Source organism: Hyphomicrobium sp., from assembly GCF_009026145.1.
GTDB lineage: Bacteria > Pseudomonadota > Alphaproteobacteria > Rhizobiales > Hyphomicrobiaceae > Hyphomicrobium_A.
In genome coordinates, this window is sequence record NZ_WBUE01000034.1 from 24204 (window position 1) to 41212 (window position 17009).

The window sequence follows — 17009 nt, forward strand, 5'->3', positions numbered from 1 at the left end:
CCATCATCAACGGCGCGGTGTCGAGCGAATTTCTCGATCTGAATCACACTAGCAAGTCTATGATTCTAGTGTCCCTTAGCTTCTGGCCCAGCTGCAGACTCTCGCGAACTTCGGAATCGGGACACTAGTGGGCAAGATCGCCCACCTTCCGAGCAGGCGAGGAGGCTGATATGCCATCACACGCAGCGGAGCGAGCGATAACGCCGCGGGGAAGAGACAAGATGGCGGACAGGTCTGGGCAGACCGAGCCGAAGTGGGTCTATGCCTTTGCGGCCGGCTATGTCGACGGCCGCGCCAATATGACGGAGCTGCTCGGCGGCAAGGGGGCCAACCTCGCCGAGATGGCGAGCCTCGGGCTTCCCGTGCCGCCCGGATTCACCATCACCACCAAGGTCTGCGATGCCTACTACGCGCTCGGGCGCAAGCTGCCCGACGGCCTCAGGCCGCAGGTCGAAAAGGCCGTGCGCCTGATCGGCGACGAGGTGGGCGCCACGTTCGGCGACGTGAACCGTCCGCTCTTGCTTTCGGTGCGCTCGGGGGCGCGCGCCTCGATGCCGGGGATGATGGACACTATCCTCAACCTCGGTCTCAACGACGCGACGGTCGAGGGGCTTGCTACGCGGTCGGGCGACCGACGCTTCGCTTATGACAGCTATCGCCGCTTCATCCAGATGTACGCCGACGTCGTGCTCGGCGTCGATCACGGCGTGTTCGAGGACCTCTTGGAGAACTTCAAGAACCTCAACGCGCTCGCCTCCGATACCGAGCTCACGGCTGAGAACTGGGCCGAAATCATCGAGGAGTACAAGCAGGCCGTCGTCGACAACCTTGGCCGTCCTTTCCCGCAGGATACCTCCGAGCAGCTCTACGGTGCCATCGCCGCCGTGTTCGGCTCCTGGCAGAACGCGCGGGCCAACACCTATCGACGGCTGCACGACATCCCCGACAGTTGGGGCACCGCCGTCACCGTGCAGGCGATGGTGTTCGGCAACCTCGGCGAAAGCAGCGCCACCGGCGTCGCCTTTACGCGCAACCCCTCGACCGGCGCCAGGGAGATCTACGGCGAGTTCCTCATCAACGCGCAAGGCGAGGACGTGGTCGCCGGCATCCGCACCCCGCAAGCGTTGACCGAGAAAGCGCGCCGCGAGGCGCGGGACGAGAACCCGTCGCTGGAAGTGCTGATGCCCAAGCTGTTCGCCAACCTGAGCAGCATCTTCCAGCGGCTCGAGAAGCACTATCGGGACATGCAGGATGTCGAGTTCACGATCGAGAATGGCAAGCTGTGGATCCTGCAGACGCGCTCCGGCAAGCGCACCGCGGAGGCTTCGCTGCGCATCGCCGTCGATCTCGCCGAGGAGGGCGTGATCTCCAAGTCAGAGGCGGTGATGCGCGTCAATGCCGCGGCGCTCGATCAGCTGCTGCACCCGACCCTCGATCCCGACGCTGAGAAGGATGTCCTGACGAGGGGGCTGCCGGCCTCGCCGGGCGCGGCGTCCGGCGAGATCGTATTCACCGCCGACGAGGCCGAGGCGGAGCGCGCCCATGGCCAAGATGTCATCCTCGTGCGTCTCGAGACCAGCCCGGAGGACATCCACGGCATGCACGCCGCCGTCGGCATCCTCACGGCACGTGGTGGCATGACCAGCCACGCTGCGGTCGTGGCGCGCGGCATGGGCCGGCCATGCGTATCGGGTGCTGGTGCGCTGCGTATCGACGCCAAGGCTGGAACGCTGCAGGTTGGCCGGCGCACCCTGCACAAGGGCGACGTCATCACCATCGACGGCAGCACCGGCCAAGTGCTGAAGGGCCGCGCCAAAATGCGCGAGCCGCAGCTTTCTGGCGCCTTCGCTATGCTGATGGGATGGGCCGACGCCGAGCGGCGTCTCAGCGTGCGTACCAACGCCGACACCCCCCGCGACGCGCGTCAGGCGCGCGACTTCGGCGCCGAGGGCATCGGCCTGTGCCGCACCGAGCACATGTTCTTCGATGCCGAACGCATTTTTGCCGTGCGCCAGATGATCCTCGCCGAGGACGCCGCTGGGCGTCGCGCGGCTCTGGCCAAGATCCTGCCCATGCAGCGCGCCGACTTCGAGCAGCTGTTCGAGATCATGGCGGGTCTACCCGTCACGGTGCGCCTACTCGATCCGCCGTTGCACGAGTTCCTGCCGAACGAAGCCGCCGAAATTCCTGCCATCGCCGCCGAGCTCGGTGTCTCGTCTGAGAAGCTGGAGCAACGCATATCGCAGCTATCGGAGTTCAATCCGATGCTGGGTTTCCGCGGCTGCCGGCTAGCCATCCTATATCCCGAGATTCCAGAAATGCAGGCGCGCGCCGCCTTCGAGGCGGCGATCGCCGTGGCAAAGCGGACCGGCGAGCGCGTACAGCTCGAGATCATGGTGCCGCTCGTCGCCTACCGCGGCGAGTTCGCCATCCTGCGCGAGGTCATCGTGCGCACTGCCGCCGTGGTGGAGAAGGAAACGGGGCACAAGCTCGACTTTCTCGTCGGCACGATGATCGAGCTGCCGCGCGCGGCGCTGCGCGCCGGCGAAGTCGCCGAAGGCGAAACCGGGGCCCAGTTCTTCTCCTTCGGCACCAACGATCTGACGCAGACGACCCTCGGCCTCAGCCGCGACGACGCCGCACCCATCCTCGAAGCCTATGCGCATCAGAGGATCTTTGCCGTCGATCCGTTTGTATCCATCGATGTCGAGGGTGTGGGCGAGCTCGTGCGCTGCGGGGTCGAGCGCGGTCGCGCCGCAAAGCCGGGATTGAAGGTGGGTATTTGCGGCGAGCATGGCGGCGATCCGAAGTCGATCGCGTTTTTCGACAGCGTGGGTCTCGACTACGTGTCGTGCTCGCCCTATCGCGTGCCCATCGCGCGGCTCGCCGCGGCGCAGGCATCAATCAGTGCGCGCACCGGAAAGGCGGTGGCCGATTGACGTGTCGAGCTACCAGTGACGGCCTTCGCTCTCATCGAGGCGCGGCTGCTTGGGGCGTGAACCTTCGTAGCGCGGCAGCAACAAGAGAACGAGGACGAGCGGCGGCAACACGAAGCACCACGCGATCCATGACGAGTAGTCACGGTTTTTCACGCCGGCCAGCAGCCCGGCAATGATCGCCGAGGCAAGTGCCACGCCACCCCAGATCACAATGCCGCGTAAAGAGTCCATAAAGTCCTCCCCTAGAGGACAGGCACACTGCCCACACCGGTGATTTGCGCAGCAACTATGGCGAAATCAAGCGTTGAACACCGGTTGTCTATGACCGCGTGTTGAAGTCGAGCCCGATATCGAGCACTGGCGCCGAATGCGTCAGCGCGCCGACCGAGATGAGATCGACGCCTGTCTCGGCGATCGCGCGCACCGTGTTGAGCGTTATGCCTCCCGACGCCTCGGTGATGACCCGCCCCGCAACCTCCGCCACTGCCGCTTTGAGCATCGCAACCGGCATGTTGTCGAGTAGGACTGCGTCGGGAGCGAGCCGCAGCGCCTCGACGAGCTCATCGAGCGATGACACCTCGATCTCAACCTTTACCATGTGGCCAGCGCGTGCCCGCGCGCGTTCCAGCGCGGCGCCGATGCCGCCGGCGGCGACGATGTGGTTATCCTTGATCAGCACGGCGTCGAACAAACCGAAGCGGTGGTTAACCCCGCCGCCGCAGCGCACGGCAAACTTCTCCAACGCGCGCAGGCCCGGCATGGTCTTGCGCGTGTCGACGATTTGGGCGCGCGTGCCGGCAACCTCGGCGACGTAACGCGCCGTGAGCGTGGCGATGCCGCTGAGATGGCCGAGGAAGTTGAGCGCCGTGCGCTCCGCGCCGAGCAGCGCGCGCGCATCACCACCGACGCGCGCAATCGTGCCGCCCGCTTCGACACGCCGGCCGTCGCCGGCGATCACATCGAACTGCACGAACGGATCGAGCGTCTTGAACGCCGCCTCGGCAAGCTGCACGCCGGCGATGGTCCCCGGCTGGCGCGCGGCGATGACGCCCGCGGCGCGCGTTCCGGAAGGGATCGTAGCCTCGGTCGTGATGTCGCCGCCGAGGCCGAGATCCTCGGCCAGCGCCTCGGCCACTGCCTTGTCGACGACCGAGCTTGGGAGACGCAGCTCGGGAGCAGCGCCGCTCATCGCGCTGCCCCGGCCTGCCACTGCCACCCGCTCGGCACGGTGGCCAGCGGCCGCGCACCGATCTCATCGACGTGCTCGAGAGTGAGAAACGCGCGCGTCGCGAACGCGGGGCTCGGAGTGGGAAAATCGCTGCGCGCCTGCGCGCCGCGGCTCTCTTCGCGCAAGAGCGCGCCCACAGCGATGAAACGCGCCGCCACGGCCATGTTGGCGAGCACGCGATCGGAGCCAGCCTGGCGCTCGATGTCGCGCAGCGTGGCAATGGCTTTCTTCAGGCCATGCGCATTGCGCACGACGCCGACGTGCTCGCTCATCACGCGCCGCAGCCGCATCACTGCCGGTCCGCGCGTCTTGGCATGATCGGTGACGACGTCGCCGACGCGCTGCAGGTTGGTGCGCGGCGCATGCCCGCCGCCCCGCTCCAGATGCCCGATATCCTCGGCGGCACGCGCGGCGAACACCAGCGCCTCCAGCAACGAGTTGGAGGCGAGCCGGTTGGCGCCGTGCAGGCCGGTCGACGCCACTTCGCCGACGGCCCACAGGCCCGGCACGCTCGAACGCCCGCGCGCATCCGTGGCGATGCCGCCCATGTGATAGTGCGCCGCCGGCGCGACGGGAATGAGCTGCCGCGCGGGATCGATGCCCGCCTTCTGGCAAAGCGCGTAAACGGTCGGGAAGGCGGAGGCGAAGCGCTCGCCAATGGCCGTGCGGCAGTCGAGATAGGCGCCGCGCCCGGCTGCGATTTCGGTGAATACCGCCCGCGCCACCACGTCGCGCGGGGCAAGCTCGGCGCGCGCATCGACTTTCGTCATGAAGCGCTCGCCGTGCGCATTGACCAGGGTCGCGCCTTCGCCGCGCAGGGCTTCTGTTGCCAGAGGCGCAGGGTCGAGCCCTACGTCTATGGCGGTCGGGTGGAATTGCACGAACTCTGCATCGGCGATCACCGCGCCGGCACGCGCCGCCATGGCGATGGATTCACCGCGCGCATAGGGCGGATTGGTCGTCACCGCATAGAGGGCGCCGACGCCACCCGTCGCCAGCACCACGGCGCAGGCTGGAAAATACTCGTAAACTTCCTTCCCGCTGGCGACGGTACGCACCAGACGAACCCCCTCGACGCGTCCATCTGCGACGATCAGCTCGTCCGCCTCGTAGCCCTCGAGAACGCGGATCGACGGCGTAGCCCGCACCCTGGCGATCAGCGCCTCGAGGATGGCGGCGCCAGTGCGGTCCCCCGATACGTGCACGACGCGCCGGCGCGTGTGCGCCGCCTCCTGGCTGAGCGCGAACGCGCCGCTGTCGTCGCGGTCGAAGGGGATGCCGTAGCCGCTGAGGTCAGCGATGCGCTGCGGGCCGTCCGCAGCGACGAAGCGTGCGACTTCGGCATCGACGATGCCGGCGCCGGCCGCGACCGTATCGGCGGCGTGCAAATCGGCGCGGTCGTTGCTGCCGACGGCCGCCGCGACGCCGCCTTGCGCCCAGCCGGTCGATGCGCCTTGGCCGAGCGGCGCCGCCGCCACGACGGTGACCGGCATCGGCGCCAGCTTCAGCGCGGTGAACAGCCCTGCCAATCCGGCGCCGACGATGACGACGTCGCCCTCGGCGCCGAGACGTTCATCGCGCGCGGCGCGGAAGCCTGGTGCGCTGGACCGATTGGGCTTGTGTGTCATGGACATTCCCGAGGGGACGGAATGCTGCGCCAGAACGCCGGGAGGGCGCCCGCCGGAGCCGCGTCAGTTGGTGAGATTGACCATGCGCTCGACCGCGCGGCGGGCCTTGGCGGCGACGATCGGATCGACGGTGACCTCGTACTTCATGTCGCGCAGCGCCTCGTAGATGTTCTGCAAGCTGATCCGCTTCATGTGCGGGCACAGGTTGCACGGCCGGATGAACTCGACGTCCGGTGCCTCGACGGCAACGTTCGAGGCCATTGAGCATTCGGTGATGAGCGCTACCTTGCGCGGCCGCTTGCTGGTCACCCAGTTGATCATCGCCGCCGTCGAGCCCGTGAAGTCGGAAGCCTCGATCACGTCGGGCGGGCACTCGGGATGCGCGATGACCTTCATGCCCGGATCGGCCGCGCGCATCGCTGCGATGTCCTCGGCTGTGAAGCGCTCGTGCACCTCGCAGTGGCCCTTCCAGGCGATGATCTCGACCTTCGTCTGCGTCTGCACGTACTTCGCCAGGTACTCGTCGGGAATGAGCAGCACGCGCGGGGCGCCGAGGCTCTCGACGATCTTCACCGCGTTCGAGGAGGTACAGCAGATGTCGCACTCGGCCTTCACCGCCGCCGACGTGTTGACGTAGGTGACGATGGGCACGCCGGGGTAGATCTCGCGCAGCATGCGCACGTCCTCGGCCGTGATCGAGTCGGCAAGCGAGCAGCCAGCCCGCAGATCGGGGATGAGCACGGTCTTGTCCGGGCTCAAGAGCTTGGAGGTCTCGGCCATGAAGTGCACGCCCGCCTGCACGATGACGTCGGCCTTGGTGCGCGCGGCCTCCTTGGCGAGCTGCAGGCTGTCGCCGCGGAAATCGCCGACGCAGTTGAAGATTTCCGGCGTCATGTAGTTGTGCGCCAGGACGACGGCGTTGCGCTCCTTCTTGAGCTCGTTGATGACCTTGATCAGCGGCGCATACGCTGGCCACTCCATCGGCGTCACGACGTGCTGGACGCGGGCATACACGGGAGCCATCTCGGCGGCGAGCTCAGCCGTGAACGGCGGCAGCGCGTCCCGCTCGGCCGGCGCCGCGGGGCGCTTACGGCGGACAGAAACGGTGCTGACGTCGAGCGTATCCATCGCTTGCCTCCTCAAGCCGACTATGCTCATTTTGAGCATAAATGGCTCATCAAATCAGCCGGCGCCGGGGCCGGTTATGCTTCATATAATGCTCTTTTTGAGCACTCCAAGGGTGAGCAAGAGATTAGCTCATCTAACTCCCAGTGGCCAGTAGGCCCGGACTGGCGAATTAGTTCCCCATCAGATGTGCAACCAGCCTACCTGTTGAGCACCCACCTCAGGCCTTGCCCGGCTTGACGCGAACGCCGGGGGCGGGACGCTCGAGCAGCACCTCGCGGCGGAAGCGGTAAAGCTTTGCGGGGCGCCCACCGGTGCGCATCTTCACCTCGCCGGTGGTCTCAACCAGTCCGGCGCCTTCGACCAGGCGGCGGAAGTTCTGCTTGTGCAGGTGCGGCCCGAGGATGGCCTCCACTGTGCGCTGCAGCTCGAACAGCGTGAAGTCATCCGGCATCAACTCGAAAATGACCGGCCGGTATTTGATCTTGGCACGCACGCGGCCGATGGCAGTTGCGAGGATGCGCCGATGGTCATAGCGCATCGGCACCCCAAGGCGCGGGCGTTCGCTCCATTGGCGGGCGGCTTCACGTCCGTCGCGCGCGGCCTCATCGACCAGCCCCGCCTCATAAAGTAGCTCGTAGCGGTCGAGGACTTTTTCCTCGTCCCACGCCGCGCCATCAAGGCCGAAACAGATACGCACCCGCTCCTGTCGGCTGATCGGCAATGGCGTTGCGCCCCGCTGGGATGCGACCCACTCGCGCAGGCGAGGCTCGATTGTGCTCTCGAGGATCTCCGGGCGGCCGCGGCGCCAGTCCTCCCAGGGGAAATAATGGTACCAGCTGCGCCATGCGCCATGCTGCATTTCAAGCGGCGGCTTGGCCTGCGTTAGTGCCAGATAGCCGATGGAGACCACGTGCGGGCCGACATCGCCCGGCTGGGCGTGACGTCCACGGTCGCCAAAGGTGTAGAGCTGCTCTGCGTATCCGAGCTCCAGACCCGTCTGCCGATGCACCCAGGCGCGCAGGCCGCCTTCGAAGGTGCGATGCTGCAACGGCGAGAAGGGGCCGAAAGGCAGACCGTCCGTGGCACCGGCCGAATCCGCCTCGCTGCGGATGATGAGCACGACGGGCTCGTTGTCGGTCACCGCGACGATGGCCGCGTTGAGGCCGATCTCCACCCCGGCCGTGCCGGCAGCGGTTCCAGGGTCAAGCTCGCCTTTCACCCGCTGCGTCGTCTCCCTGAGCTGGTGGCTATACGACATTGGCTGTCCTCCAAGTGGTGTTGGAGACCCCCTGCAACGGAGGCTTGAATTCGAACGTGGCGCTTTTCCGAACGCAGTGCGCCCGTCCGGCGTTCGCCTTCACAACGCGCAATGCTCACAAACGTTCAATCAAATCCCAAAATCGATCGAGAAACGCCGTCTGGGCTGCATTGGCAGGCAGCGGTTCGAGGGCCGTCAAGGCCGCAACCGTCGCTGCGTCCAAGTCTTTCGGCTGACCAAAGTAAATCGTTGCCTCCGGCTCGCTGAAACCCGCCAGGCGCGTGGCCTCGAAGTAGGCGGCGATGCGGTCGGCGGCCTTGATCTCCGCCTGAACATTGCCCGGTAATTCGGCCGGCAACCCGAAGCGGGTATGGATTGCGGCGAGTAGACGCAACTCGAAGGATTTGTAGTCGAGGCCGATGGCCGTCTTGAAGGGACTGATGAGGTCGCCGACGACGTACTCTGGGGCATCATGCAACAGGGTCGCGAGCCGCCAGCGTGCCGGCCACTCGCGGTTGCGGGCGTAGGCGATGTCCTCGACGATCAGCGCGTGCTGGGCGACGGAGAAGGCATGTGCGCCCAGCGTCTGCCCGTTCCAGCGGGCCACCCGCGCCAAGCCATGCGCGATGTCCTCGATCGCTACGTCGTCCGGGGAGGGGTTGAGCAAATCGAGCCGGCGCCCCGACAGCATGCGCTGCCAGGCGCGACCAGCGGGTTTGCTTTCCTCGCGGCTGCTCATGACCGCACGCTCGCTCGCTGCAGCCTTGCACACTCCGCATAGCGGAAGCAGTCGACGAGATGATCGTTCACCATCCCCGACGACTGCATGAAGGCGTAGACGGTGGTCGGCCCGATGAAACGGAAGCCTTCGGCCTTCAACGCCTTTGAGATGCGCTTCGACAGCTCCGTCTCGGCCGGAATGTCGGTCATGGATCGAGCGCGGTTCTGCACCGGGCCGGCGTGGCCGAGAAAGTCCCACAACAGCTTCTTCAATGTGGTGCGCTCGCGCAAACGGAGATAGGCCTTGGCGTTGTCGATCGTCGCCTCGACCTTGGCCCGGTTGCGCACGATACCTTCATCGCCCATCAGCCGCGCGATATCCCGGGCGCCATAGCGGGCGATGTGCTCGGGGTCGAACTTGTCGAAGGCGCGGCGGAAGTTCTCGCGCTTGCGCAGGATGATGATCCACGACAGACCAGCCTGGAAGCCCTCCAGAACCAGCTTCTCGAAGATGGCCCGGTCGTTCGTCAAGGGAACGCCCCATTCCTCGTCGTGATAACGCTGATATTCGGCGTCATCGCCAACCCAGGTGCAACGCATCGGCGCCCGCGCGTGTGGCCGTGTCATGCCGCTGAGCCCGCCGATGTTGGCGCAGGCGTGAACCGTGCCCACGCCGGTATCTCGACGCGCACCGCCACGCTGCCAGCGCGCAGGCTTTCGCCTTTCTCGACGAACTCGGCCACGCGGTCGAGACGGAGCATCGCCAGTCCGCGTGTGCCGGCCGTCGAGCCGAGGGTTCCGATCTCGACGCCGGCGGCGATGATCGCCGCACCGCTCGCCGGCAACGCTGCTTCCGCGACGACCGGCACAATGCGGCGCCGTGCCGTGCCGCGATTCTGCATGCGCGAGACGACCTCTTGCCCGACGTAACAGCCCTTGTCGAAGGAGACCCCGTGCAGCTGGTCGAGCAGCGCCTCATGCGGGAATGCGTCGCCGAATGCGTAGTCCCTGCCGCCCTCCGGCACACCCAAACCGATGCGGTGCGCGTGATAGTCGTCCTGCGTGGCGCTATCGCACTCTTCGCCGCCGAGCGCCCAGTCGGAGCGCAGCGTGGTGAGCTCGCGATAGCCGAGCTCTGGAAGCCGCGGATCGGCGAACCACAGGGGACCCTCGCCGCGCGGGGCATGGGCGCCGCCCCAGATCGCCGCCACCGTATAGTCGGCGGAAACGTCATTGATCTCGACCTTGGCGCGCAGCTTATACATCTTCATCCGTTCGGCGAGGTCTGCCGCCTTGGCCCGCGCCGTCTCCAGGCAGAACCCGTCGGGGGTCCTCACCACGAAGAAGTCGAATAGGATTTTCCCCTGCGGGCTCAGCAGCCCGGCGTGCAGCGCCGGCTGCTTGGCCAGCAGATCCATGTCGTTGGTGATGACGCCTTGCAGCAGCTTTTCCGCGTCGGCGCCCGTGATGCTGACGACGCCGCGGTCGGGCAGCAGCGCTATCTTCGTCTCAGCCATGTTTCCCCGCTCCGGTTGCAACCGGCGTCCGATTTACGTATGCGGGGCGCGGGCCGGAGGCAAGCCGCGGGTCGAGCCATGAGCACCACGTTCGATGTCGTGCTGAAAGGGGGCACCGTCGTCAACCACGACGGGGTTGGCGTGCGCGACATAGGCATTAGCGGCGGGCGTATCGCTGCCATCGGCGACATTGGTCCCGGCAAGGCCGGCGAGACCATTAACGCCTGCGGCCTGCACGTCCTGCCGGGCGTCATCGACACACAGGTGCATTTCCGCGAGCCGGGCCTGGAGCACAAGGAAGACCTCGAGAGCGGCTCGCGCAGCGCCGTGCTCGGCGGGGTCACGGCCGTGTTCGAGATGCCCAACACCAAGCCGCTGACGACGACGGCGGCGACGCTGGCCGACAAGGTGGCGCGCGCCCACAGCCGCATGTTCTGCGACTTTGCATTCTACGTTGGCGGCACGCGCGAGAACGTCGACGACATCCCGGCGCTGGAGAAGCTCGAAGGCTCAGCTGGGATCAAGGTGTTCATGGGTTCCTCCACCGGCGATCTCTTGGTCGACGACGAAGCCTCGCTCGACCGCATCATCGCGCGCCTCGGTCGCCGCGCCGCCTTCCATTCCGAGGACGAGGCGCGGCTCGTCGAGCGCATGCACCTGCGCAGGCCCGGGGATGCGGCTTCGCATCCCGAATGGCGCGACGAGGAGGCGGCGATCATCTCGACGCGGCGCCTCGTGCGCCTGGCCGAGAAGCACAAGCGGCGCGTGCACGTGCTGCACGTGTCGACGGCGGCGGAGATGGCGTTCCTCGCCGACCACAAGGATTGGGTAAGCGTCGAGGTGACCCCGCATCATCTGACGCTCGTGGCGCCGGACTGCTACGAAAGACTCGGCACCTACGCGCAGATGAACCCGCCGGTGCGCGATGAACGTCACCGGCAGGCGATTTGGGCCGGGCTCGCCGCCGGCGTCGTCGATGTCCTCGGCTCCGACCATGCCCCGCACACGCGTGAGGAGAAAGACCACGCCTATCCCGCCTCGCACTCGGGCATGACCGGCGTGCAGACGCTGGTCCCCATCATGCTGGACCATGTGAACGCCGGGCGCCTATCGATCGAGCGCTTCGTCGATCTGACGAGCCACGGCCCGCAGCGGCTGTTCGGTATCCGCGGCAAGGGGCGCATCGCCGTCGGCTACGACGCCGACCTGACCGTCGTCGATTTGAAGCGCGAGGAAACCATCACCAACGTGCAGGTGGCGAGCCGTGCCGGGTGGACGCCCTACGACGGCAAGCGCGTCAAGGGGTGGCCGGTGGGCACCTTTGTGCGCGGGCGGCGCGTGATGTGGCAGGGCGAGATCATCGCGAACGCGCACGGCGCCCCTGTCGGGTTCCTCGAAGGCTTCTAGGCGCGCTCACAGCGGTCCAAGGCCGAAGAGTCCGCGGAGCAGGGGCGGCGGCGCTTCGCGCTGCTCAAACGCTTCGCGGTCCTCGTCGTCGTAGCGCTCTGCACTATTTTCATCCCAATCCCGGTCCGGCCACGCCGAACGCGGCTCGTGCTCGGGTGCGGAGGCGCTGTGCTCCGGGGGTGGTGTGTCCCGAGCGACAGGCGGCGGCCGTGGTGTCGCTGGGGGCTGAGCAGCGGCCACGTTCCTCGCAGGCGTCAGGCTCCTGATCACCGTCACGAGCGTGCCCTTTGGCGCGATCGAGGCCAGGTGCAGCACGTGCTCGTTCATCATGCGGAAGCAGCCGGAGGAGGCGGCGCGGCCGATGCTCTTCGGTTCATTGGTGCCGTGAATGCGATAAAGCGTGTTGCCAAGGTAGAGCGCCAGCGCGCCGAGCGGATTGTTCAGGCCGCCGGTCATCTTGTCGGGCAGGCGTGGATCGCGCGCGATCATCTCCTTGGGCGGATGCCAGTCGGGCCATTCCTGCTTGCGGCTGATGACCTCGCTGCCGGTCCACGAGAAGCCCTCGCGACCGACCGAGATCGGGTACTGATAGGCCTCCCTCGGCGAGAGGATGAAGTAGAGCACTCTGCTCTCACTATCGATGACGATCGAGTTGGCGACGAAGTTGCTGTGGAAGGCCACCTTCGGAGGCGCCTGCGGTGCAATCATCGGGCGTGGGCCGCCGCTGCGGACGATGGGTGCGCGCCGGTAGTTGTCCTCACTGCCCCATGCATCATCGTCATCGTCGTCACGCCCCTGGTGACGGCCGCGCGGCTGCTGCTCCCAGAACGGCCGGTGTCCATAATCTTCCCAGCCGGGGAATCCCTGCGCCGATGCCGGCGTGAGTTCGGCAAAGCTCATCACCGTCGCCGCTGCCAACGCTGCTCGCCAGATCATGCTGCAATCCCCAAAGCTGCGAGAAGGGTCCCAGAGTCCAACGCCCGAAGCGGCAAGTCCCGTTGCCGGCTCTCTGCGTTGCTAGACTTGGGAACGCTCGGGGCTGCTTCAGGTTGCACGCCCTTTTGCAGTTCTGCTCGACCATCTTGGGAGGGCACCAAGCGCGGCTGATTTGCCGCGCAATTGCTCCATCGTGCAGCCCTGACTTACTCCGCCGCCATGACTTGCGCTTCGCTGCGGTCCATGAGCGCCAGCGCACCGACTTGGCGGCGTTCCTGATCTCTTCCGCGAGCTCCAAGCTGCGGTCGAGGTGCCGGTGTGCGGCAAGGCCTGCGCCGCCACTCACTCGGCCTTCTTGAAGGAATGCCACGTGCCGTCGGCGCCAATCGTCAGCCGCCACCACGTCCATTTCTTTTTCTCGCGCATGGCTTTTGCTTCCGCCGGGCCGACGAGGCGCAGGAGGTCGACCTCCTGGGCGGGCGTGAGCTTATCGAGCTCCATCTCGGCAAGATACGGCCAGACGTAGATGATGTTGTTCTCGAGATCCTTGCCGAGCGGCAACTCGGCCGCCCGCATCGGCAGGATGTCGGCTAGAACGGCGAGAATCTCGCGGCCGTTGCCATCGCCGGAGGTCCTTTTCCAGTAGGCGATCGGGTCTTCGCCGGGCGCCGCGGCGACCTCGGGCTTCAACTCGTTCCAGTCGAGCGGCTCGCGCAGGTCCTCGATGTTGCCCGAATGGGCGGCGGCGAGAATGGCCTGGCGCATTTCCTCGACGGGAGCCGGCAGCGGCCCCGTGTCCTCGCCCGGTTTCGGCAGCCTTTTGACTGACGCTGGCGGGGTCTGCAGTTGCTCGTTGGCGGCGCGCCTTTCCAGTGCCGACGCGGGGGCCGCATGGACAAGGCCTACCACCGCCAGTACCAATACCGGCAAGCCTACCCAACGTCCCTCGACCATCGATGGCATCACCGGGCTCCGGCGCTGCGCGAGGAGATGACGGGCGACATTCGGCTCGCGATGCGGACCGGCAAAGGAAGGTGCATGCAGTTTCTGCCCAATCCGCTCATCATCCCCGTTGGCATCATCATCGGAATCCTTGTCGCCGCGCCCGTCGGCCCGGTCAACGTGCTGTGCATTCAGCGCGCTATCGAGCGCGGATTTTGGGGAGGCATTGCGGCGGGGCTGGGCGCCATGCTGGGCGACGGCCTCATCGCGCTGTGCGCGGCGCTGGGCGTCGGCGCCATTTCCGGCGCCGTGCAATATCACCGCCTGGCCATTCAGCTGCTCGGCGGCCTGGTGCTCGTTGCCTTCGGGCTGAAGCTCTACTTCTCCGCGCCGCGCTTCGTGCCCGTGACGCCGGCGACGGAGCGCGCCGAGACCCTGCGCGATTTCGTTTGGGACATTCCCCAGACATTTCTGCTCACCATCACCAACCCCGGCGCGGTGCTCGGCCTGTTCGCGATCTTCGGCGGTGTGTCGACCTTCGTCGAGGTGAAGAGCTACGTCGATGCGTTGACCATCGTAGCTGCGGTCATGGGTGGCAGCCTGGCGTGGTGGCTGTCGCTGTCACATCTCATCGCGCGCTTCCGCCACCGCCTCAGCCTGGCGCGGCTGCAGCTCATCAACCAGATCGCCGGGCTGCTGCTCGTCGGCTTCGGGCTGTTGCTGGTTGGCGAGGTCGTCGCCAAGCGCTTCGGTCTGCTGTAGGCGCGCTACTGCCGCGTTCGGTGCAGGGTGAATTCGCCCACGCGGATGCGGCGCTCCAGCCCGTTGGCCAGCTTCACCACGGCTTCCTCGCCGAACTGCGAGACGAGATCGGTCAATGCCGTGAACAGGGCCGCGTACGCCATCTGCTCGTTCGGCACACCGCTTTCGGTGCCCTCGTCCCACGCTTCGAGGATCAGCGATAGAGCCCGGTAGGTCGAATCGTCGGCATCGAGGCCTTCGAACAACTGCATCGTTTCCCCCTTTCGACCCAGAGGCCCCCCGGCCCCGGTCGCGGGTCGATAGAAATGGCAGCGCGCACGAGCGCGGCTGCCGATGCAGCTGCATATCACGCGCAAGCGCACCGAAAAGGGCACTCCGAGTTCACAGTAAACATTGGATCGCCGCGCGCATCGCCGCGCGTCACGGCACCGACCGCACCAGCGTGTCGGCGATGGTAGCGCCTTCGGCCAGGAAGCGGTTGATGGCGTTCTGCGCCGACGGGCTGCAGGTGTTATAGGTGCGGCTGTAGCTTTGATAACCTTTATTGAAGCTGCGTGTCAGTTTGGCTTTGCGCAGCGCCGAAGTGCCTTCCGACTGCAACAGCTCCGCCATGCGCTCGCGCCATTGCTGGCCTTCTTCCGCACCGCACAGCTCGCGCAGGTAATGCACGGCGCCGAGGATCTCGGACAGGCGGAACAGCCGGTCGTCGTAGGGCTTGCTGTCGGGGGCCGCAGCCGCGGGGAGCGTTGCGGCGGCGAGCATCACGGCGGCCAACAGGGTCGGCAGGCGGTTCCCGGACGCTTTCGAGAAGTAATGCATGTGCGGACACTAGCACCGATTCTGGACGTTCCGGAGGCGCCTAATCACCCCCGGCGGCAAGAAGCCGCCAGGCCTCCGCGATCACGAACCGCGTGCCCGGCGTCATCGGCAGGTCTTCGAGCGCATCGAGCGGAAAGAAGCGCGCGTCCCGCGCATCGCCGCCGGCACGCGGATCGCCCTCGGCGGCGCGGCCGAAATAGGTGGCGAGCACATAGTGCAGCAGCACCGTCCCGTCGCTTTCGTGCTCGATGATGTCATAGACGCCGGCCAGCCCGACGATGTGGGCCTCGAGACCTGCTTCCTCGCGCACCTCCCGGCGTGCCGTATCCTCGGCCGGCTCGCCCGCCTCGATCGATCCACCCGGCAGGCTCCACAGCCCCTGCGCCGGCGCTTCGCCGCGTTCCACGAGGAGCACCGTCGAGCCGCGGAACAGCACGGCGCTGGCGCCCGCGCGCGGCCACGGACCCTGCGGCCGCTCAGCTGTATCGAAGCCACGCATGCGACTTCTCCCGCCCGCCGCGAGCGATTACCTTGAGCCAATGTGCTCGCGCTACACTCTTACATCGCCGCCCGAGGCGGTGCGCGCCTATTTTCGCTACCTCAACGAGGCGGTGTTTCCGCCGCGCTACAACATTGCGCCCTCGCAACCGGTCGCCATCGTTCGCAACACTCCCAAGGGCGAGCGCGAGATGGCACTGGTGCGCTGGGGCCTCATCCCTTCGTGGGTGAAGGATCCGCGCGCTTTCAAGATGCTGATCAACGCGCGCTCAGAAAGCGCTGCCGACAAGCCGTCGTTCTGTGCCGCCCTGCGCCACAAGCGCTGCCTCGTCCCCGCTGACGGCTTTTACGAATGGACGGGCAGCGTCGGCGGCAAGCGCCCGCATCTCGTCCGGCCGCGACGCCGCGGGCCCATGGGCATGGCGGCGATCTACGAGAACTGGCTCGGCGCCGACGGCAGCGAGATCGAAACCATGGCCATCCTCACCACCGCTGCCAACCGCGCCGTCTCGGTGCTGCATGACCGCATGCCGGTAATCATCGCGCCCGAGCATTTTGACGTCTGGCTCGATTGCCGCGCTGGCACCACGGCGGAGATCATGCACCTTCTGACGCCTGCCCCCGACGGCTACCTCGACATCGTCGAGGTCAGCCGCAAGCTGAACAACCCGCGCAACGAGGGTCCGGAGGTGCAGGAGCCGGTGAGCACGGGGACGTTGCTCTAGAACCGCGATGCCTGCGAAGCTGTTGAAATCACAGTTTTTGCCGTAAGTGCCTGGTGGCGGGTGTGCCCTGCCGGCCCTCGCCGTGGCGGTCGTTCAGGGGTAAGGTGCGCGCCAGATTGGTGAGGAGTTGTGCGCATGGACTACCGGGGGCCCGATCTCGACCTGAGGACGTCACGCTGGAGCGCCTCCTCGACCGATCCGGCCGGCTGGCGCGAGGCTTCCCCGCACGCGCCGCAGCACCCGGGGCCCACGGGCGCCCGAGCGGCGCAGCGTTCGGGCCCCATCTGGGTCGACGAGACGCTGCTCGCCTGTGCCAACCACGCCTACGACGTGGCGCTCGCCTACCGCTCGGCCGAGGTGCGGCTCGAGCACCTCCTGCTCGCCATGACGCGCATCGAAGGTGCGGCGGCGGCGCTGGAGGCGCGCGGCGTGCGTGTCGCCTCGCTGCGCCGTGACAGCGCCGTGGCCATCGCGGGCGAGCCGCCGGCGATGGGTGCCGATG

General features: G+C 66.8%; 18 protein-coding genes. 5 read left to right on the forward strand and 13 right to left on the reverse strand.

Translation table 11 applies throughout. The annotated features are described in order from the left end of the window. Positions 1-221 precede the first annotated feature (221 nt). Positions 222-2939 (forward strand): pyruvate, phosphate dikinase, encoded by a 2718-nt coding sequence (gene ppdK / locus F9K20_RS19000; protein WP_291005663.1) that lies wholly within the window; start codon positions 222-224, stop codon positions 2937-2939. Positions 2940-2948: 9 nt separating this feature from the next. On the opposite strand, the gene F9K20_RS19005 is transcribed toward ppdK, so the two are convergent. The 8 genes from F9K20_RS19005 to F9K20_RS19040 form a co-directional block, all read right to left on the reverse strand. Continuing rightward, the gene (locus tag F9K20_RS19005) at positions 2949-3170 is read right to left on the reverse strand and encodes a hypothetical protein (RefSeq protein ID WP_291005666.1); all 222 of its coding nucleotides are present in this window, start codon (positions 3168-3170) and stop codon (positions 2949-2951) included. A gap of 88 nt (positions 3171-3258) precedes the next feature. Next, positions 3259-4128 carry a carboxylating nicotinate-nucleotide diphosphorylase gene (gene nadC, locus F9K20_RS19010; RefSeq protein ID WP_291005669.1) on the reverse strand — a complete coding sequence of 290 codons (870 nt, stop codon included), beginning with the start codon at positions 4126-4128 and terminating at the stop codon, positions 3259-3261. After that, complete coding sequence (locus F9K20_RS19015) at positions 4125-5795, reverse strand: L-aspartate oxidase (RefSeq protein ID WP_291005672.1); 1671 nt, start codon at positions 5793-5795, stop codon at positions 4125-4127. The genes nadC and F9K20_RS19015 overlap by 4 nt, the downstream gene beginning before the upstream one ends. Before the next feature lie 63 nt (positions 5796-5858). After that, positions 5859-6923, reverse strand: coding sequence for a quinolinate synthase NadA (gene nadA, locus F9K20_RS19020; protein WP_291005674.1), 1065 nt, complete (start codon positions 6921-6923; stop codon positions 5859-5861). Between the two features lie 217 nt (positions 6924-7140). Next, on the reverse strand, positions 7141-8181 hold the full coding sequence (locus F9K20_RS19025; RefSeq protein WP_291005677.1) for an NAD regulator: 1041 nt from the start codon (positions 8179-8181) through the stop codon (positions 7141-7143). Positions 8182-8296: 115 nt separating this feature from the next. Further along, a complete protein-coding gene (locus tag F9K20_RS19030) occupies positions 8297-8920 on the reverse strand; it encodes an HD family hydrolase (RefSeq protein WP_291005679.1) in 624 nt (207 codons plus the stop codon). Further along, on the reverse strand, positions 8917-9528 hold the full coding sequence (locus F9K20_RS19035) for a DNA-3-methyladenine glycosylase I (protein ID WP_291005681.1): 612 nt from the start codon (positions 9526-9528) through the stop codon (positions 8917-8919). Before F9K20_RS19035 ends, F9K20_RS19030 begins: the two co-directional genes overlap by 4 nt. Then, the gene (locus F9K20_RS19040; protein ID WP_291005684.1) at positions 9525-10418 is read right to left on the reverse strand and encodes a folate-binding protein; all 894 of its coding nucleotides are present in this window, start codon (positions 10416-10418) and stop codon (positions 9525-9527) included. Before F9K20_RS19040 ends, F9K20_RS19035 begins: the two co-directional genes overlap by 4 nt. Before the next feature lie 78 nt (positions 10419-10496). Here F9K20_RS19040 and F9K20_RS19045 point away from each other — a divergent pair, with 78 nt between their 5' ends. After that, positions 10497-11825: a dihydroorotase gene (locus F9K20_RS19045; protein WP_291005687.1), complete on the forward strand. Its 1329-nt coding sequence runs from the start codon at positions 10497-10499 to the stop codon at positions 11823-11825. A 6-nt stretch (positions 11826-11831) separates the two neighbouring features. Here the strand turns inward: F9K20_RS19045 and F9K20_RS19050 are convergent, their stop codons facing one another. Then, a complete protein-coding gene (locus tag F9K20_RS19050) occupies positions 11832-12761 on the reverse strand; it encodes a L,D-transpeptidase (protein ID WP_367115908.1) in 930 nt (309 codons plus the stop codon). A gap of 342 nt (positions 12762-13103) precedes the next feature. Next, on the reverse strand, positions 13104-13724 hold the full coding sequence (locus F9K20_RS19055) for a hypothetical protein (protein WP_291005690.1): 621 nt from the start codon (positions 13722-13724) through the stop codon (positions 13104-13106). Positions 13725-13799: 75 nt separating this feature from the next. On the opposite strand from F9K20_RS19055, the gene F9K20_RS19060 reads away from it, so the two are divergent. Then, positions 13800-14465 (forward strand): LysE family transporter, encoded by a 666-nt coding sequence (locus F9K20_RS19060; RefSeq protein WP_291005693.1) that lies wholly within the window; start codon positions 13800-13802, stop codon positions 14463-14465. Between the two features lie 5 nt (positions 14466-14470). Here F9K20_RS19060 and F9K20_RS19065 read toward each other — a convergent pair whose 3' ends face one another. The 3 genes from F9K20_RS19065 to F9K20_RS19075 form a co-directional block, all read right to left on the reverse strand. Continuing rightward, positions 14471-14716: a hypothetical protein gene (locus tag F9K20_RS19065; protein WP_291005696.1), complete on the reverse strand. Its 246-nt coding sequence runs from the start codon at positions 14714-14716 to the stop codon at positions 14471-14473. 169 nt (positions 14717-14885) lie between these two features. Continuing rightward, on the reverse strand, positions 14886-15284 hold the full coding sequence (locus F9K20_RS19070) for a TIGR02301 family protein (protein WP_291005699.1): 399 nt from the start codon (positions 15282-15284) through the stop codon (positions 14886-14888). Positions 15285-15324: 40 nt separating this feature from the next. Then, on the reverse strand, positions 15325-15783 hold the full coding sequence (locus F9K20_RS19075) for an NUDIX hydrolase (RefSeq protein ID WP_291005703.1): 459 nt from the start codon (positions 15781-15783) through the stop codon (positions 15325-15327). Here F9K20_RS19075 and F9K20_RS19080 point away from each other — a divergent pair. Together F9K20_RS19080 and F9K20_RS19085 are read left to right on the forward strand one after the other, a co-directional pair. Next, positions 15782-16507 (forward strand): SOS response-associated peptidase, encoded by a 726-nt coding sequence (locus F9K20_RS19080; RefSeq protein ID WP_291005706.1) that lies wholly within the window; start codon positions 15782-15784, stop codon positions 16505-16507. The genes F9K20_RS19075 and F9K20_RS19080 overlap by 2 nt on opposite strands. Positions 16508-16642: 135 nt before the next feature. After that, a partial coding sequence (locus tag F9K20_RS19085) for a Clp protease N-terminal domain-containing protein (RefSeq protein ID WP_291005709.1) occupies positions 16643-17009 on the forward strand: 367 nt, incomplete at its 3' end.

Excerpts from the sequence above, each read along its gene's own strand:
- F9K20_RS19070 (WP_291005699.1), bottom strand. The coding sequence starts at position 15,284 with ATGCATTACTTCTCGAAAGCGTCCGGGAACCGCCTGCCGACCCTGTTG.
- F9K20_RS19025 (WP_291005677.1), bottom strand. The coding sequence starts at position 8,181 with ATGTCGTATAGCCACCAGCTCAGGGAGACGACGCAGCGGGTGAAAGGC.
- F9K20_RS19005 (WP_291005666.1), bottom strand. The coding sequence starts at position 3,170 with ATGGACTCTTTACGCGGCATTGTGATCTGGGGTGGCGTGGCACTTGCC.
- F9K20_RS19035 (WP_291005681.1), bottom strand. The coding sequence starts at position 9,528 with ATGACACGGCCACACGCGCGGGCGCCGATGCGTTGCACCTGGGTTGGC.
- F9K20_RS19045 (WP_291005687.1), top strand. The coding sequence starts at position 10,497 with ATGAGCACCACGTTCGATGTCGTGCTGAAAGGGGGCACCGTCGTCAAC.
- F9K20_RS19015 (WP_291005672.1), bottom strand. The coding sequence starts at position 5,795 with ATGACACACAAGCCCAATCGGTCCAGCGCACCAGGCTTCCGCGCCGCG.
- F9K20_RS19050 (WP_367115908.1), bottom strand. The coding sequence starts at position 12,761 with ATGATCTGGCGAGCAGCGTTGGCAGCGGCGACGGTGATGAGCTTTGCC.
- F9K20_RS19040 (WP_291005684.1), bottom strand. The coding sequence starts at position 10,418 with ATGGCTGAGACGAAGATAGCGCTGCTGCCCGACCGCGGCGTCGTCAGC.
- nadC (WP_291005669.1), bottom strand. The coding sequence starts at position 4,128 with ATGAGCGGCGCTGCTCCCGAGCTGCGTCTCCCAAGCTCGGTCGTCGAC.
- F9K20_RS19030 (WP_291005679.1), bottom strand. The coding sequence starts at position 8,920 with ATGAGCAGCCGCGAGGAAAGCAAACCCGCTGGTCGCGCCTGGCAGCGC.
- F9K20_RS19055 (WP_291005690.1), bottom strand. The coding sequence starts at position 13,724 with ATGCCATCGATGGTCGAGGGACGTTGGGTAGGCTTGCCGGTATTGGTA.
- F9K20_RS19075 (WP_291005703.1), bottom strand. The coding sequence starts at position 15,783 with ATGCGTGGCTTCGATACAGCTGAGCGGCCGCAGGGTCCGTGGCCGCGC.
- F9K20_RS19065 (WP_291005696.1), bottom strand. The coding sequence starts at position 14,716 with ATGCAGTTGTTCGAAGGCCTCGATGCCGACGATTCGACCTACCGGGCT.
- F9K20_RS19080 (WP_291005706.1), top strand. The coding sequence starts at position 15,782 with ATGCGACTTCTCCCGCCCGCCGCGAGCGATTACCTTGAGCCAATGTGC.
- ppdK (WP_291005663.1), top strand. The coding sequence starts at position 222 with ATGGCGGACAGGTCTGGGCAGACCGAGCCGAAGTGGGTCTATGCCTTT.
- nadA (WP_291005674.1), bottom strand. The coding sequence starts at position 6,923 with ATGGATACGCTCGACGTCAGCACCGTTTCTGTCCGCCGTAAGCGCCCC.
- F9K20_RS19060 (WP_291005693.1), top strand. The coding sequence starts at position 13,800 with ATGCAGTTTCTGCCCAATCCGCTCATCATCCCCGTTGGCATCATCATC.